This is a genomic window from Metabacillus niabensis (assembly GCF_020524345.1).
In the GTDB taxonomy this organism is placed as follows: domain Bacteria; phylum Bacillota; class Bacilli; order Bacillales; family Bacillaceae; genus Metabacillus; species Metabacillus niabensis_B.
Map to the genome: position 1 here is coordinate 1 of NZ_JAIVLH010000034.1, position 15,914 is coordinate 15,914.

General features: G+C 32.2%; 19 protein-coding genes and 1 riboswitch. Of the genes, 17 read left to right on the forward strand and 2 right to left on the reverse strand.

All coding sequences use genetic code 11. The annotated features are described in order from the left end of the window. The first annotated feature begins 8 nt into the window (after window positions 1–8). The 10 genes from LC095_RS27330 to LC095_RS24915 all read left to right on the forward strand — a co-directional run bounded on the left by LC095_RS27330 (window position 9) and on the right by LC095_RS24915 (window position 6,258). Window positions 9–101 carry an IS3 family transposase gene (locus LC095_RS27330; protein WP_226529800.1) on the forward strand — a complete coding sequence of 31 codons (93 nt, stop codon included), beginning with the start codon at window positions 9–11 and terminating at the stop codon, window positions 99–101. Between the two features lie 41 nt (window positions 102–142). Then, entirely contained in the window at window positions 143–643 is a 501-nt protein-coding gene (locus LC095_RS24875) for a DMT family transporter (RefSeq protein WP_226530646.1), read from the forward strand. A 380-nt stretch (window positions 644–1,023) separates the two neighbouring features. Next, entirely contained in the window at window positions 1,024–1,929 is a 906-nt protein-coding gene (locus LC095_RS24880) for an aminoglycoside phosphotransferase family protein (protein ID WP_226530647.1), read from the forward strand. An 872-nt stretch (window positions 1,930–2,801) separates the two neighbouring features. Then, a complete protein-coding gene (locus LC095_RS24885; protein ID WP_226530648.1) occupies window positions 2,802–3,086 on the forward strand; it encodes a hypothetical protein in 285 nt (94 codons plus the stop codon). A 206-nt stretch (window positions 3,087–3,292) separates the two neighbouring features. Beyond that, window positions 3,293–3,472, forward strand: coding sequence for an EamA family transporter (locus LC095_RS24890; RefSeq protein ID WP_226530649.1), 180 nt, complete (start codon window positions 3,293–3,295; stop codon window positions 3,470–3,472). Window positions 3,473–3,924: 452 nt separating this feature from the next. After that, window positions 3,925–4,236, forward strand: coding sequence for a DUF4870 domain-containing protein (locus LC095_RS24895; protein WP_226530687.1), 312 nt, complete (start codon window positions 3,925–3,927; stop codon window positions 4,234–4,236). After that, entirely contained in the window at window positions 4,226–4,960 is a 735-nt protein-coding gene (locus LC095_RS24900; protein WP_226530650.1) for a MerR family transcriptional regulator, read from the forward strand. The genes LC095_RS24895 and LC095_RS24900 overlap by 11 nt, the downstream gene beginning before the upstream one ends. A gap of 83 nt (window positions 4,961–5,043) precedes the next feature. After that, window positions 5,044–5,217 (forward strand): hypothetical protein, encoded by a 174-nt coding sequence (locus LC095_RS24905; protein WP_226530651.1) that lies wholly within the window; start codon window positions 5,044–5,046, stop codon window positions 5,215–5,217. Beyond that, window positions 5,153–5,539, forward strand: a complete 387-nt coding sequence (locus LC095_RS27335; RefSeq protein ID WP_226530652.1) for a small multi-drug export protein — start codon at window positions 5,153–5,155, stop codon at window positions 5,537–5,539. The genes LC095_RS24905 and LC095_RS27335 overlap by 65 nt, the downstream gene beginning before the upstream one ends. 272 nt (window positions 5,540–5,811) lie before the next feature. Then, window positions 5,812–6,258 (forward strand): GNAT family N-acetyltransferase, encoded by a 447-nt coding sequence (locus LC095_RS24915; RefSeq protein ID WP_226530653.1) that lies wholly within the window; start codon window positions 5,812–5,814, stop codon window positions 6,256–6,258. A 751-nt stretch (window positions 6,259–7,009) separates the two neighbouring features. On the opposite strand, the gene LC095_RS24920 is transcribed toward LC095_RS24915, so the two are convergent. Continuing rightward, window positions 7,010–7,585 carry a TIGR00730 family Rossman fold protein gene (locus LC095_RS24920; protein WP_226530654.1) on the reverse strand — a complete coding sequence of 192 codons (576 nt, stop codon included), beginning with the start codon at window positions 7,583–7,585 and terminating at the stop codon, window positions 7,010–7,012. A 93-nt stretch (window positions 7,586–7,678) separates the two neighbouring features. Between LC095_RS24920 and LC095_RS24925 the strand changes: the two genes are divergently transcribed. Further along, complete coding sequence (locus LC095_RS24925; RefSeq protein ID WP_226530655.1) at window positions 7,679–7,999, forward strand: MazG-like family protein; 321 nt, start codon at window positions 7,679–7,681, stop codon at window positions 7,997–7,999. Window positions 8,000–8,051: 52 nt separating this feature from the next. Continuing rightward, window positions 8,052–8,543 carry a GyrI-like domain-containing protein gene (locus LC095_RS24930; RefSeq protein WP_226530656.1) on the forward strand — a complete coding sequence of 164 codons (492 nt, stop codon included), beginning with the start codon at window positions 8,052–8,054 and terminating at the stop codon, window positions 8,541–8,543. 596 nt (window positions 8,544–9,139) lie between these two features. On the opposite strand, the gene LC095_RS24935 is transcribed toward LC095_RS24930, so the two are convergent. Beyond that, window positions 9,140–10,225 carry a GerAB/ArcD/ProY family transporter gene (locus tag LC095_RS24935; RefSeq protein ID WP_226530657.1) on the reverse strand — a complete coding sequence of 362 codons (1,086 nt, stop codon included), beginning with the start codon at window positions 10,223–10,225 and terminating at the stop codon, window positions 9,140–9,142. A gap of 255 nt (window positions 10,226–10,480) precedes the next feature. Here LC095_RS24935 and LC095_RS24940 point away from each other — a divergent pair, with 255 nt between their 5' ends. The 5 genes from LC095_RS24940 to LC095_RS24960 all read left to right on the forward strand — a co-directional run bounded on the left by LC095_RS24940 (window position 10,481) and on the right by LC095_RS24960 (window position 15,879). Then, entirely contained in the window at window positions 10,481–12,061 is a 1,581-nt protein-coding gene (locus tag LC095_RS24940; protein WP_226530658.1) for a spore germination protein, read from the forward strand. Between the two features lie 21 nt (window positions 12,062–12,082). Further along, window positions 12,083–13,291 (forward strand): Ger(x)C family spore germination protein, encoded by a 1,209-nt coding sequence (locus tag LC095_RS24945; protein ID WP_226530659.1) that lies wholly within the window; start codon window positions 12,083–12,085, stop codon window positions 13,289–13,291. A gap of 6 nt (window positions 13,292–13,297) precedes the next feature. Next, the gene (locus tag LC095_RS24950; protein WP_413467547.1) at window positions 13,298–13,531 is read left to right on the forward strand and encodes a hypothetical protein; all 234 of its coding nucleotides are present in this window, start codon (window positions 13,298–13,300) and stop codon (window positions 13,529–13,531) included. Between the two features lie 82 nt (window positions 13,532–13,613). Then, a complete protein-coding gene (locus LC095_RS24955) occupies window positions 13,614–14,699 on the forward strand; it encodes a GerAB/ArcD/ProY family transporter (RefSeq protein ID WP_226530660.1) in 1,086 nt (361 codons plus the stop codon). Between the two features lie 123 nt (window positions 14,700–14,822). Then, a riboswitch (ZMP/ZTP riboswitch) is annotated at window positions 14,823–14,901 on the forward strand. A gap of 75 nt (window positions 14,902–14,976) precedes the next feature. Further along, window positions 14,977–15,879: an NAD(P)-dependent oxidoreductase gene (locus LC095_RS24960; protein WP_226530661.1), complete on the forward strand. Its 903-nt coding sequence runs from the start codon at window positions 14,977–14,979 to the stop codon at window positions 15,877–15,879. Window positions 15,880–15,914 lie beyond the last annotated feature (35 nt).

Here is a 15,914-nt window from a genome sequence, read left to right on the forward strand (position 1 = left end):
ATACCTATATCCATTGGTTTAATAACAAAAGAATTCATGGAACACTAGGCTATCTAAGCCCAATAGAATTCAAACTTGAACACCTTAAAAAAGTTGTCTAGTTTACTGTTGACTATCCAGAATTATATTTGCAGTATTAGGTGTGTTACTAATTAACCTTATCGGTGGTGAATTGGGCAACATAAATTCATTATTAGGAAACCTTTTAATATTGGGGGCAGTTTTGGGAGAAACACTGTTTATTACATTAGGAAAATTAGTATCCAATAGATTTTCCCCCCTTACAATATCAACTATGATGAGTATTTTTGGTCTTATAATGTTTTTACCATTTTCAATCTATGAAGCTAAAGAATTTGATTTCTCAAGCGTAGGTATAGCGGATTGGATTAATATTTTATATTTTGGAATTGTTGTAACGGTACTTGCTTTTCTTTTAATGTATCAAGGGTTATCAAAAGTTCCAGCAAGCTCAGCAGGAGTTCTAACAAGTGTACTTCCATTAAGCTCGGTAATCCTTTCATTTCTTATTTTAAAAGAAGAGCTTTTACTGTCACATTTGGTAGGGATGTTGTTTGTCTTACTTGCTATTTTCTTTATTTCAAAGGATTCATCAAGTGAGGAATTGGAATCAAAGACATAACAGAGACTTTAAAGCCCCTTATGGATTTCATGTTTACTCTTTAGTAATCGATCTTCAGTATTAGAAGCTCAAACCTTTAAGGTAGAGTGAAGTATCGGTATCATCTTATTTTAGTATTGCTAATCATCAACCATCAAACGCCATTCTTGAATTAGATTGTGCGCTATTTTTTATGTTAAGGCCAGATTGTTTAGCAACACGCGTATTTTGAATTAAAATATAAAATTTTTGTAATAATAACTATTTCAACAAATAGTGATATTATTCTTTTATTCATAAAAAAAGCAAGATTGATGAATATTTATAGAAGGAAAAATAATCCTTTTAAAGAAATATTCATGTTTGGAATATAAAATGTTTTTAATAAAGGGGGCGACATTATGCTTGAATCACTAACCAAACAGATACCCTTAATAAGTAACTGTAAGGAAATTGTACAGATTACAAAGGGGTTTTCTTTTGATGAAAAATTTTTAATACATACGCATGACGATAACAAAAAGTTGCTACTTCGATTGTTTGATCTAGAGGACTTTGAATCAAAAAAGAAAGAATATTCTATTCTAGCGATAATGAAGGACTATAACGTAATTTGTTCAGAACCTATTTCTATTGGTGTATTAAAAAATAGAGGATATTTGATCACATCGTATCTAGATGGGAAGGATGCTGAGGAAGAAATCCCCAAATACTCATATCAAGAACAATATAATATTGGTGTTGAGGCTGCAAAAGAACTAAAGAAAATGCATCAATATCCTGCTCCAGACAATGAATCTTCATGGTACATAAGAAAGGTAAAGAAACATAAGAATTACATGGAAGCATACTTAAAATGTGGAATAAAGGTAAAAAATGATCAAAAAATAATGAATTTTATTGAGGAGAACATTCACCTCATGAAAGATCGCCCAAACTTATTTCAACATGATGATTTCACACTCGGAAACATCATTGTGAATAATAAAGAATTCGCTGGTATTATAGATTTTGGCAGATATGATTGGGGTGATCCTATTCATGAATTTCTTAAGATTGGTATTTTCAGTAGAGAAGTAAGCATACCTTTTTCGATAGGACAAATTAGAGGTTATTTTAATAACAACGATCCCAATGAAAATTTTTGGAGGTTGTATTCACTTTACCTAGCGATGTGCGTTTTTTCTACTATAATATGGACGTTAAAGGCAATCCCAGATAGCTTAAATGATATGCTAGATAAAGTTTATATGTTTTTAGATGATCATGATTACTTTGATAAATTAAAACCTAATTGGTACATCTGAGAATTACTGAAGACCAATTGGCGTTTATTTCATATGAAAAACAGGTGAATAATTGAATATATGAAGAACTAATTGAGATGATATAAACGATTAAACTTCATTAATGAACCTACTTGGTTATCCAACTACTCTCGATCCAATGAGGCTAAGGTTAAAAAAAATTGAAGAAGCTTCAAATCATTATATCTTGGTGGCTAACTAAGACAGGAAAGTTGTTGGGATGATTTGATTCCTTACTGGTTTTCTATATAAAAAGGATGTTATTTACGCTCGAGTAATAACTTTTGTTGTAGTTTCAAATTACCGCAATAGAGGGATTAGGAGATTACTACTATTAGCAAAAGATAAAGGTGCAGAAGGAATTGTCTTAAATAGTGGAAACCATTCGGTGTGAGAAAACGCACACAGATTTTATATTAATAGCGGGTATGCAGCTAAAAGTACAGGATTTGTAAAAAGTCTTGATTAATTAGCTAGTAGTAAATCGAATTATTAGATCTTCCACTATATAGCGCTTATCTTGAGTAAAAGATAGCCTTTTTTATATTATGGTAAGTTATCTTTAAGAAGAGCATTAGCTTTTAGTGGTAAAATCTCTAAGAAAGGGGAAATTAAAATATTTTTATTTTTAAGTATTTTACTGATTTTGTTCGGTGCTTTTCTGATTGGATTAACAATCGATCAATTCGGAGATATAGGTAATACCATAATGAATATAATAGGTATTGGATGTCTAGTAGTTGGTGGTCTATTAGGAAGAAAGAAAAATTAATACTCTATCAAAAAATTAACTTTTAGCTCTTCAGCCATCAAATGCTATCCTGACAAGAACCAGCGTTTACTTTAAATAACATAATAGAGGTGTGGACATCTTGAAAAGAAAGGATCCAATTTTATTCACAGTTATACTAATAATTGGATTATTATCTGCGTGTACTTCTTTTGAGGGTGATTTAACAGGTGTAATTGAAACAGAAAATTCAAATATTATAGGAACAATCAAGGAAATTAACGGTCAAAGGGCAATTGTTTATGCAAAAATATTTGAGAGTAACCCAAAAGGTGATGTGTTTGTTGACCTTTCTGTAAATAATACGGAAACATTTATGGTTGGAGACAAGATAAAAGTAGAATTTGATGGAACGGTTTTAGAATGAAATCCTGCCCAAATTAATACACTGTCTGTACAATTGATTGAATAATATATTGAAAGATTCTTCTGCAAACTGAAGCGCCTTAATTCAATAATGTTCTTCAATTTGTTATGTTCGCGTCAGTTCGACTAACCAGAATCCTACAAAATATAATCATACTTGAATAAGGATGTCGCTCTTTTTCATATATTAGGCCAGTTTATGGTGCGATGAGTATTTTTGGTCTTATAATGTTTTTACCATTTTCAATCTATGAAGCTAAAGAATTTGATTTCTCAAGTGTAGGTACAGGGGATTGGATAAATATATTATATTTTGGAATTGTTGTAACGGTACTTGCTTTTCTTTTGTATCAAGGGTTATCAAAAGTTCCAGCAAGCATTTGGTAGGAATGTTGTTTGTCTTACTTGCTATTTTCTTTATTTCGAAGGGTACATCAAGTGAGGAATTGGAATCAAAGTCATAACAGAGCCTTTAAAGCCCCTTATGGATTTCATGTTTACTCTTTAGTAATCGATCTTCAGTAATAGAAGTGCAAACCTTGATGATAATTCCACGATTGTTGAATAAAACTAGTACTCAATGTCCAATATTCTTGGAAACTGAATAAATGGTAGGACGGTATTATAATACAATTTGTAAAAAGAGCACAATCATCTAGTGCTCTTTTTCATTAGGTCAGATTTTTGCAGAAGAATAAAAAAAACTATATGGAAAATCATAAGTGTTTTTTCCTTGATACTCTACTCACGTCACCTTTTATACTTATATTTAAGAATAGATAGGAAAGGTGACGAAAATGAATAAACAATCAAAAAAAGAAATCTTTTTAGTACAACTAATGCTTGGAATTTCACTTATTCTTGGTGTAATCCCTCCCCTTATTATGTTTTTAATGAGGAGAAAGAAAAATTTATATTACTGTGAATCAAGTCGCAGAGCACTTAACTTCCATTTGACGATTTTCCCCTTTTTTATTATCAGCAGTCTTCTTCCTTCAGGGGTAAAGTACGGGATATTAGCTATAGAAACATTCATAATCTTGTATGCTATTATTCGAATAGCTTTTAAAAGGCCATATTATTATCCAGCCATTCCCTATATTAAAATCAAAGAAAGTAGTATAGAAAAGAGGTATTCACATGTCAGGTAGTATGTTGACAATCGGACAATTGGCTAAACGAACGGGAGTTTCCATACGAACACTTAGATATTACGATAAGATTGGTTTACTAATACCAACAGACTACAAAGAAGGAGGACATAGACTTTACAGTCATGAGGATTTGATGATTTTACAAAAAATTCAATCACTTAAATTCATAGGATTTTCACTTAAAGACATTGCAAATTTATTAGAATCCCCTTATATAAATGAACAGCAACTTAAAAATTCAATTGCATTCAAAAAAAAGGAACTAATTGCAGAACAAGAGAGAATTCGAGAAACTATTGAACAGCTGAATCATATGAATACTATTATTTCAGGCTATGAAGAAATAGACGTAAAATTATTTTGCTTTATTATTCACTCAATTATTTTTGAAGAGGAAAATCTTAATGAATATAGTCAAGCAAAGGGTTCTATTCACAATTTTAGAAATGAAGAAAGAGTTAAGTTAGATAAAGAGTATTTTTCATTGTTTATGGATTTTAAAAAAATTATAGCAAACGGAACAAATCCAGAATCTAAAGAAGCATTGAAATATATTAAACAGTTGATGGCTCTTTACAACCAAACGTTATCAAAGATAGAGACAGTAGAAATAAAGTCGACACATCAATTTGACCAACCTAATATACTCAATCCCTTCACGGAAGAAGAAATAACCTTTCTTAAAAATGCCTTCTCTCATATGTCAAAGGTACAAGAATAATGTATTTAAACTGAAACAGTACCTTACTACAGAATAAAAGATTTAGTTATTGCATCTAAAGTTCGTTTAGGGAGGAATAAGATATGATTCAAGAAATTCTTCAAACGATTGAAGAGGTTAATATTGTTTATCAATACTTAGTTAGCATTATTTATTATCGGGTTTGTGCCTTTTTTAGAGGCTTTCGTTGCTGTGCCAATCGGAATATTATTAGACTTGCCTTTTATTTCTGTAGTTATCGTTGGGATTACTGCTAATTGGCTGTCTGTTATGGCTGTAATCGTATGTTCTTCTTTTGGAAGGTCTTTGTTTTCTGAAAATGAAAAGACACCTTCTGACCATTTTATTCATAAACGTTTTCATAAAGCAAAGATATATTTCAATAAATATGGAGTACCTGGGATTTCTCTTTTGGGCCCGATAATAGGGACAAATCACATTGGAGCATTTGTTTGTATAATAGCCAAAGCAAGTAAAAAAAATATAATAATTTGGCAAACTATTAGTATAATAATATGGGCTATAGGGACTGGTATTCTTTTGATACTCGGGGTAGACCTTTACAATAATATAAATTGAAAATGAAAGGGGAAAATGTTACCCAGTATACTTTATACAAATAATATTATAATTCTCGACATAGAGAAAGTAAGATGATTATTGTTTCATGTTAAAAATAATCTCTTCTTTTTCTTTACACTATCCAAAGTGTGTACTCTTACCAACTTTTAAAAGCATGGTTCCAAAAAAATTGGTGTTTATTTCAAACGCCGCCGGAACAGATGTAGGTCACTAACAGTTTACTTGAAGATGGAAAAAGAGAAACATTAATTAAGAGAGGAATTATTGAAATGAATACTCGTAACGTTACTGAAAATGACTATTTTAAAATAATAGATGTTATTAATGATTGGTGGGGAGGGCGGGAAATGACACATTTGTTGCCTCGGTTATTTTTCGAGCATTTTCAATCAACTAGTTTTATAGTTGAAGATGAAAACAATAGATTATTGGCATTTCTTATAGGGTTTGTATCCCAAACACACCCAAACGAAGCCTATATACATTTTGTTGGCGTTAATCCTGAAGTTAGAAAAGAAGGATTAGGAAGTGAGTTATATAATTTATTCTTCTCAAATGTTCGTATTTTAGGTTGCAATACAGTGAAATGTATAACTTCTCCAATTAACGAGGGTTCAGTTGCATTTCACAAATCAATGGGTTTTGCTGTTACTTTAGGAACTGATTATGAAGGGAAAGGACAGGACCGTATTTTATTTTCTAAATACATTGGTTAACAATTTTATTATTTTGCACATTGATTTTGTTCAACTAATTGGTGAGTCAATATCATAGCGATCTTCAGTAATCAAGCGCTTATCTTGAATAAAGGTAAGTGTTTTTTATTGTACTTAAAGTAACGGAGCAGGGTGGAATAATAACTAATTTAAGGAAATTATGAAATTATATAGTAAAAAGTTAATGAAAAGACAGAAGGGGAAATGGTTTACGAAGTTGTCTTAACATTTATTTTTACTTTCTTTGTAGTAGTTATAATCAGATTTATATTAAAATACATACTTATCACAAGCTAAAGGAGGTAAGAAAAAAGGATATACAATTTTACCCATTCAATGTTTTTATAATCTCAGTTATTTTACTTGGACCATGTAGATGTTATTAAGCTAACAGTTGCAAGAGTTTAATAGGAAGAGGGCAAAGAATGAATTAAAAGACTATCTTATAAAAGAAATAGTGGAAGTAAAACTTCAGGTAGTAATAAACAAACTATTGCAAACATCAAATCTCTTTCAATAGAAGATGTAATAGACACAACAAGAGTTATGTCTCAATCATACAAACCTGAAAAGGTTAGACGTGCCTTTGTACCGAAACCAACGGTAAAGTTAGACCTTTAGGGAATTTGGGATAGGATTTTTCAACAGTGTATTCTACAAGTCTTGGAGCCTATTAAAATTAAATAGTTTTTTATTCTAGGGAAAAAACAGACCAAGAGTAATAACTGGGTCTGTTTTTCATCTATCATATCTATTTTTGAGTAACATAAGTTTTTACGGATGGTGGTACATATGTATTAAATTTATCAAGTATCCCGTTTGGTTCACTATCAACTAATGCCATATTAAGGTACTTTTCGTGTAAAAACTGTTCCTCTGACATATGATTGAATAACGAGAGAAGAGGATCAAAATAGTGATTTACATTTAAAAGACCACATGGTTTTTGATGAAGTCCTAATTGAGCCCACGTAAAAATCTCAAAGAACTCTTCTAAAGTTCCTGGTCCACCAGGCAAAACTATAAATCCATCTGCCAGATCTGCCATTTTCGCTTTTCTCTCATGCATAGAATTTACAATGATCAACTCTGACAAGTTTTTGTGAGCTATCTCTCTTTTATCTAGAAAACTTGGCATAACACCAATTACATATCCTCCTTCTTCTAAAACTGAAACTGCAACAGCGCCCATAATTCCAACACTTGCTCCACCATAAACAAGTGCAATATTTCGTTTAGCTAGTTCTTTACCAAGTTTTATTGCAACTTCTATATAGACATCCGAAGCTCCATTACTTGATCCACAAAATACGGCTAACTTTTTCAATATATATCCCCTCCTAAATAATCACCATGAAATATTATATAAAACTTTCACTTTTTTGTTAAACTTAGAGTATTGAATTGGAGGTTAGATGAAATGAATGTCATTGAGTTTCAACAATGGGTAAAAGATTATTATGAAAATAGGGGCTGGTCAGAGTTAGACATTTTTATTCGTATTGGCTTTTTAGCAGAAGAAACTGGCGAAGTTGCACGAGCTATAAGAGGCCTTGAGATAGGCAGGGATAGGCCTGATGAAGTTAAGGGGTCTTATGAGGAAAATAAACAAGAGTTAACTGAAGAATTAGGAGATGTACTAGGTAATTTAATCGTAATTGCAAACAAATACAATATCCCTTTAGAAGAAGTGTTTCGGTCACATAAAAAGAAACTGTTAGAACGTTATTCTAATGATTAGACTAAAAAACTTATTTATAGGAAAAAAACTTAAATTACAAGGGGGATATATAGTGCAAAACTTCCTTTATGAAATTGTGAAGATACCCGCGTATCGAGGAATCGGATTAAAATGGGATGGCTCTTACACAGAAATTAGTACTTTGAACAAACTTATTAATAGCATGAGTAGTCGAGTGGGTGAGTTAGATCATGCTGTTAATCCAAAAGTTCTTTTAGGATTATCTTATCATCTTAGGCCTGATGGATTTGTACATTATTCTGTATATGAAGTTAGTGAAGAACAACAACTCCCCGATGGTATGGTAGAAATAAATGTACCGGAAATGACTTACATAATGACACATCACAAAAAAGATCAAGACATCGGTCAAACTTATGAAAAAATCTTTCAATGGCTTAAGAAAAGTGATTATGACCCTTATATTGAGCCCAATGTGGAATATTACGATGATTTACCGATAAAACACGAAAGATACCCGAATGATCGGGATGTTAATAATCCCCATTTTGATATCTTAATTCCTATTTTTAAAAGGGCATAAATTCGATTATTCTTTTTATATCGTATTAAATGGTTATTCAATTAAAAAAGCGCGAGTGTTGTAGACATAATTTTATATTTAGCTGAGTTAAATGCTTTTCCACTTCGAAATAATAATGAATAGTTTTTAAGTGAGTGAGGAAACTCCTATTATTCTTGAAGATTCTATCGTGTAAAATATTTTTCAACACAACTGAAAACGAGGATTAAAACGCCTTGACCTTTTGATAGAATTGGAGTTGAGGCGATTAATCAAGAATAGACTGTAGCATATCAAAAAGGAAAAGAATCCATTTATTAAATATAATGGATTCTTTTTATATTCGTTCTTACTAGGATTTGGATGGGATTTTGGTTTAATAAGTGGGACTATCCTTTTTTGCAAAGTTTTCCATTTTTATAAAATTAGCACGTCTTGAGGGATTCAAAATACGATGCAAATACATGGTTTTAAAAGGTTATTATGGACCTGTATTCCATTCTTCTAACGGCAAATATCATAAAATAATTTAAATCCTTAAAAAGAACTTTTTAAGGATAGAAGAATATGGTTAAACAACATTCAAGGCCTAACTTTTATTGTCCTTTTAAACTATTTTATTTTCTCCTAATAATAGTTAATAAAACCAATAACAATGGTAAAATTACACCAATCGTAAAGTCATAAAACGGCCAGATGGAACTCATAGAGTTTATGTATACAATGTTCGGTGAAATAATTGTCGATAGGACAACCATAATCATTCCGAGTGGATATACGAAAGGTCGATAATCTTTAAGGTTTAATACTTGAGCTAAGCCAAGACAAGTAACAAAAAAATAAATCGTAATTCTAAAGAATATTGTAATAAACCAAATTCCCGCAAGTATAACTTCAACTCTTGAAAAAAAATCACCAACATTAATTTTTTTAGCTACTATAAAACCAGGGTACATATGTCTTGATGTCTGCTCATAGCCCAAAACGAGAATAGTTAATGATGTGAAGAGAACTAATATAACTCCACCCATAAGAGCTCCTAGTAAAAGGCTCTTCTTTATTCTCTTTTTTTCATTGACGTAGGGAAAAATCATCATGAATAAGATAAGTTCAACAAATGGATAGGTAATGAATGTTAACGAAGCCCGAGCAATTGGTTTAAAACCCCCTTCTAAAACAGGCTGAACATTATCTAAATTTATGTAAGGAATTAACGAAATGACAAGGATGAAAAATAAAAGAAATACATAGGGATATAGTATTTCTACACATCTTGCAATATTCTCCAAACCAAGTCGGGTAGCCATAATTATAATTAATGCAAATAGGATGTGAATTGCCTCTATAGGGGTGTCAGGTAGCATTTCTGTTGTTAAAAAATCACCGACTTCTCTTAAAGCGACAGCCGCATATATAAAGGAATAGGATAAAAACAATAAGGAAACCAAACTTCCAAAGAACGTACCCATCACTTTTTTATTGCTTTCAATGAGGGTTAAATCGGGAAAAAGCCTACTAACACTATATATGAAAAAAACAATAATCATGCCAATAAACAGACTGGAAATGGCTGCTAGCCATGCGTCCTTTTTTGCATCTGCTGCAATGATAGAGGGCAAGATTAAAATGGCATCTCCAATGACATAAATAATAACTAATACAGTAAATTGATGAATACTAATTTGAGTACTTCTATAATCCATTACCTTCTCCTTAATGACATTTTCGAATATTATTTTTGAGATTCTATATAATGATTAAATTTATCATTACCATGAAAATAAACTTTAATTCTAAATAAGACCTGTATATGTATAACTTTCCTTCTTACAAATTTTATTCTTAGTGCTAATTTCGGTTTAAATATAGGTAACAAGAATAATCTTACCTTTTAAAGAGATAATAAAATTGCTTATAGAAAATATTGGTCTTTTATGAAAGAGTAAGGTGATAATAAAATGAAGCTTTTTCAACGTTTTTCCAAAAAGACAGAAAAAGAATTTAAATCTTTAGATACAAAGGAAGAACCGAAAACGAGGTCACTCTATTCTTCTTTGGAACAAAACATAAAGGTAATAAATGAAAAAATTGGGAAAAGTGATGATGTTGTCATTAGAAAGATTAAAGTAGGTCAAGTAAGAGACATTACATCAGGAATAATATATATAGACGGCCTCGTCGATACTCAAGAAATCAATGACTTTATACTAGAATCTTTAATGTTTGATTTACACAATAGTGAACAAGATTCTTCTGATAGTGACCTGTTACATTCTATAAAAGATTCGGCTGTTGCAGTCGGAAGTATTCAAGATTTAGATAATTATGAGTCACTTTTTTCATTCTTATTTTCAGGGCATGTAATTATTCTGTTCGACGGTTCTTCGAAAGGACTTATCGTTGGGATAAGTAGCGGCGGTAAAGATAGGAATGTGACGGAACCTAGTCAGGAAGCTGTCGTAAGAGGTCCAAAGGAAGCTTTTACGGAAACATTAAGAACGAATACGGCGTTGATACGTCGTAAAATCAATAGTCCTAACCTTTGGATAGAAACCAGAAAAATAGGAAGAGTTACCCAAACAGCAGTTTCAATTATGTACATTAAAGGGATTGTTAACGAAAAGGTATTAATGGAGGTAAGAGAACGTCTTAGTCAAATAGACGTTGATGCAATCTTAGAAAGTAATTACATTGAGGAATTGATTCAAGATAAAACATTTTCTCCATTTCCAACGATGTTTAATACCGAGAGACCTGATGTAGTGTCAGCTGGGCTTTTGGAAGGGCGTGTAGCAATTTTAGTAAATGGAACTCCCTTTGTGCTTTTGGTTCCATCATTATTTATTGAGTTCTTTCATGCGGCAGAGGATCATTACCAACGTTGGGATTTCAGTACACTCATACGGTTTCTTCGTATAATATGCTTCTTCATTGCTTTATTAGCTCCATCACTATTTGTCGCAATTACTACGTATCATCAAGAAATGATACCGACACCTCTTCTTATTAGTTTAGCCGCTCAAAGGGAAGGTGTTCCGTTTCCAGCATTTATTGAAGCGTTGTTAATGGAAGTTACATTTGAAATTTTACGAGAAGGTGGCATTAGAATGCCGAAGTCAGTTGGTCAAGCTATTTCAATAGTAGGTACGTTAGTTATTGGAACAGCAGCTGTAGAAGCTGGAATTATTTCTGCTGCAATGGTTATCGTCGTGGCGATAACGGCAATTGCTAGTTTTGTTGTCCCAGCTCACAATATGAGTATATCAATACGAATGCTTCGATTTATATTTATGGCATTAGCTGCATCCTTTGGATTGTTTGGGATAACAGCCGCATTTATTGGACTAATTTTGCATTTATGCAGCTTGCGATCATTTGGAATTCCATATATGAGCCCTTTTGGACCATTTATACTAAAAGACCAAAAGGATTCTCTATTTCGAATTCCACATTGGGCCTTGAATACCCGCCCTCGTTTAATAAGTCAACAAAATGTCAAGCGTAATCAAACTTCTTCCCCAAAACCGTCAACTGAATAATAAATAAATGGAGTTTATTATATGACTAAAAAATCAATCTCACTTGTAATAATAAGTATCTTAGTTTTGTTTGTCTCAGGTTGCTGGAATCGCCGTGAATTAAACGAGCTGGCAATAAGTGTTGGAGAGGGGATAGACAAAGATATTGATGGTAAATATAAAATTTCGTCCCAAATTGTAATACCTGGTGAAATTGCATCAAAAACAAGCGGTTCAGCTTCTGGTTTGCCGGTTAGATTATTTACAGGAATTGAAGATACTGTTTTTGAAGCAATGCGCGAACTAACAACAAAGAGCCCAAGGCCGATTTACCATTCTCACCTTCGTGTGCTCGTTATTGGAGAATCCCTAGCTAAAGAAGGGATAGGTGAGGTCTTAGATATGTTTTCTAGGGACCATGAATACCGGACAGACTTTTACATTGTGATTGCTAAAGAAACAAGTGCCGAAAACATCTTATCCATTCTAACATCTATCGAGAAAATACCAGCAAATAATATGGTGTCGTCTCTTGAAACATCAGAAAAAACCTGGGCGCCTTCAACCGCTATTACGTTAAATGATTTAATTCAGACTTTAGTAACAGAAGGGAGTAACCCTGTATTAACAGGAATAGAAATTATAGGTGATCCTGTTAACGGACAAAGTCAACAAAATCTTGAAACGATTAAGCCAACAGCTTACCTGAAATATTCAGGATTGGCTGTATTTAAGAATGATAAAATGCTTGGTTGGTTAAATCAAGATGAAAGTAAAGGATATAACTTCATTATGGATAACGTAAAAAATACTGTAACAGATGTTAAATGCCCAAAAGAAGGGAAATTTAATTACGAAATTGTGCGATCAAAAACTGAAGTGACAGGATTGGTAGAAAATAATAAACCAAAGATCGACATATTCATTCAATCTGAAGGCAATGTTGGCGAAGTGAAATGTGACATTGATTTAACAAAACAAAAAACAATAGAGGAATTAGAGAAATTAGTCGAAAAGGATCTTACTAACCTTGTGGAAATGACCATTAATCATGTTAAAGAAGATTTTAAAACAGATATATTTGGGTTCGGGGATGCTATACATCGATCAGATCCAAAAGCTTGGGAAAAACTAAAAAGTGACTGGAATGTAAAAAACTTTACTGACCTTGAAATCAGTATAAATGCGGATATAAAGATTCGTCGTTTAGGAAAGACTGGGAATTCTTTTATATCCGAAATGAAGGAGTAACTCTTTGTGTGGATGATGATCGGAATTATTTTGGTAGGAGTATTAATAATAATGGCTGAAGTACCAATTCTTATTAGAAATAAAGAAATTAAGCAACTAGGGGTCTTCTTTATCCTATTGATGCTAGGAGTTGGTTTAAGTATTGCGAAAACATTTAACGTAAATATACCTAACCCATTAGAAGCACTGATTTTCTTTTATAAACCAATAAGCGATGTTGTTACTTCGTGGTTAAGTTAGGTATTAAAAATTTGTGAAATGAAACTTTTAAATTAAGCGATGTAAAGAAGGGATGTACATAACTACGTATAAAATAAATTCAATGCAATTATTTATTCTCATCTTCCATTTTGAAGTAGGTAGCTCAATTGTTGTAGGAGTAGGGTTAAATGCAAAACAAGATGCTTGGTTAGCTATTTTATTAGCGTTAATAGGGGGAATTCTTCTTTTTCTTATATATTTTACATTATTTAAACAGCATCCAAACAAAACATTAACTGAATACTTAGAAGTCATATTAGGTAAATATATTGGTAAAATAGTTGCTTTTATTTATATCTTGTATTTCTTTTATATTGCAGGCAGGGTATTACGAGACTTTGGAGACTTAATCATTACTACTACACTTGATAACACTCCATTGTTAATGGTCAATTTGATCGTTGTGTTGCTAGTATTGTACAGCTATCACTTGGGGTTAGAGGTCATTGCAAGAGCAGGAAGTATATTTTTTATCATATTACTTACTTTGGCGTTATTCTTCTTCATTTCTGCTTTTATTGATCAATTGCCGAAATTTGAGAATCTTCTTCCTGTTCTTGAAAAGGGGTGGGAACCTGTTTTAAAAACAGTCTTTCCATTAACGTTAACATTTCCGTTTGGAGAAATTATCGTGTTTACGATGATTTTTCCTTTATTAAACCGTCAAGATCAGGTATTTAAAGCAGGGCTTACATCTCTAATATTCAGCGGCATCTTACTAATGTTTACAATGACAATCATTTTTAGTGTTTTAGGGCCTACAATAGGAAGCACAGCGCAATTTCCTTTAATGGAGGCTATAGAAAAAGTGAATATAGCCAACTTTATACAAAGGTTAGACCCTATAGCTCTAGGTATCCTCATAATAGGTATTTATTTTAAGATCACCATTTTTTATTTCGGTGCTTTGTATGGGTTTGAAAAAGTCTTCAAACTTAAGAAAAAAAAACGAAAATATCTATTATTCCTTACAGGAGGAGGCCTACTTGCGAGTTCTATTTATATGGCTGAAGGACTTACTGAACACCTTAGAATAGGTCTAGATGTTATCCCATTATATGTGCATATTCCACTTCAAGTGTGTATCCCGTTAGTTCTTTTTTTAATTAGTACGATCAAAGTTAAAATGAAACCGAAAAGTACATGAACATAAGATTTTATTTGATCGGTTTAACGAGTATAAATATGCCTTAAGAAAAGAAAATAATTCTATTATCAAGAAATATTTGACAATTAATTGACTCTATTTTACAATTAATCAAACTTAATATTTTCTGTACGTAACTGGCGAAACGTGGAGTACCACGAGGGAGCGTATAGTTTATATGTCGTACGCCTGGGCAAAAGTATTTGATTGTAACAATCAAATGCTTTTTTTGTTTTTCCAGAATGATTAAAAATCAAAATAGGAGATGATAGTAGTTATGTGTAAAGCAAAAAGTTCAATTGTAGGGTTTATTGGTACAGGCGTTATGGGAAAAAGCATGGCCGGTCATATTTTAAATGCTGGATATGAATTACTTGTTTTTAATCGCACTAAGTCACGTGCTGCTGATTTAGTTAATAAAGGAGCTACATCGGTAGATACAGTAGGCGAATTAGTTGAGAAATCAGATATCATTATTACCATGGTAGGTTACCCTCAAGATGTTAAAGAGGTTTACTTTGGGGAAGATGGTATTTTAAATAAAGCCAAAAAAGGAACTTATGCAATCGATATGACTACTTCAAGTCCTATCCTTGCTCGTGAAATTTATAACAAAGCAAAAGAAAAAGGTATATATACGTTAGATGCACCTGTTTCTGGAGGAGACATTGGAGCAAGGCAAGCAAAGTTAGCTATTATGGTAGGTGGAACAGAAGAAAACTATAAAGCTGTTTTACCTATTTTTGAATTAATGGGGACCAATATTGTACTTCAGGGAGAAGCTGGGGCTGGGCAACATACCAAAATGTGTAATCAAATTGCAATTGCTTCTAACATGCTTGGGGTATGCGAAGCTTTATTATACGCCAATAGATCTGGGCTAGTTCCAAATACAGTATTAAAAAGTATTGAAACAGGAGCTGCAGGTAGTTGGTCTTTAAGTAATCTTGGACCTAGAATGATTAAAGGTGATTTTGAACCGGGATTTTATATTAAACATTTTATCAAAGATATGAAAATAGCAATTGAATCAGCAGAAGAAATGAATTTATCTACTCCGGGTTTAAAGTTAGCAAAATCTTTGTATGAAGTGCTTGAAACTGAAGGAAAAGGCGATAAAGGAACACAAGCTTTATATCAATTACTGGACAGGCAGCTACAAAGTAATTCCGCTATCTGATAGCTGCAGCAGCCTTTCTTCTTTATCGTTTTTCA

Excerpts from the sequence above, each read along its gene's own strand:
- LC095_RS24900 (WP_226530650.1), top strand. The coding sequence starts at position 4,226 with ATGTCAGGTAGTATGTTGACAATCGGACAATTGGCTAAACGAACGGGA.
- LC095_RS24895 (WP_226530687.1), top strand. The coding sequence starts at position 3,925 with ATGCTTGGAATTTCACTTATTCTTGGTGTAATCCCTCCCCTTATTATG.
- LC095_RS24890 (WP_226530649.1), top strand. The coding sequence starts at position 3,293 with ATGAGTATTTTTGGTCTTATAATGTTTTTACCATTTTCAATCTATGAA.
- LC095_RS24935 (WP_226530657.1), bottom strand. The coding sequence starts at position 10,225 with ATGGATTATAGAAGTACTCAAATTAGTATTCATCAATTTACTGTATTA.
- LC095_RS24940 (WP_226530658.1), top strand. The coding sequence starts at position 10,481 with ATGAAGCTTTTTCAACGTTTTTCCAAAAAGACAGAAAAAGAATTTAAA.
- LC095_RS24955 (WP_226530660.1), top strand. The coding sequence starts at position 13,614 with ATGCAATTATTTATTCTCATCTTCCATTTTGAAGTAGGTAGCTCAATT.
- LC095_RS24945 (WP_226530659.1), top strand. The coding sequence starts at position 12,083 with ATGACTAAAAAATCAATCTCACTTGTAATAATAAGTATCTTAGTTTTG.
- LC095_RS24905 (WP_226530651.1), top strand. The coding sequence starts at position 5,044 with ATGATTCAAGAAATTCTTCAAACGATTGAAGAGGTTAATATTGTTTAT.
- LC095_RS24925 (WP_226530655.1), top strand. The coding sequence starts at position 7,679 with ATGAATGTCATTGAGTTTCAACAATGGGTAAAAGATTATTATGAAAAT.
- LC095_RS24915 (WP_226530653.1), top strand. The coding sequence starts at position 5,812 with ATGAATACTCGTAACGTTACTGAAAATGACTATTTTAAAATAATAGAT.
- LC095_RS24880 (WP_226530647.1), top strand. The coding sequence starts at position 1,024 with ATGCTTGAATCACTAACCAAACAGATACCCTTAATAAGTAACTGTAAG.
- LC095_RS24960 (WP_226530661.1), top strand. The coding sequence starts at position 14,977 with ATGTGTAAAGCAAAAAGTTCAATTGTAGGGTTTATTGGTACAGGCGTT.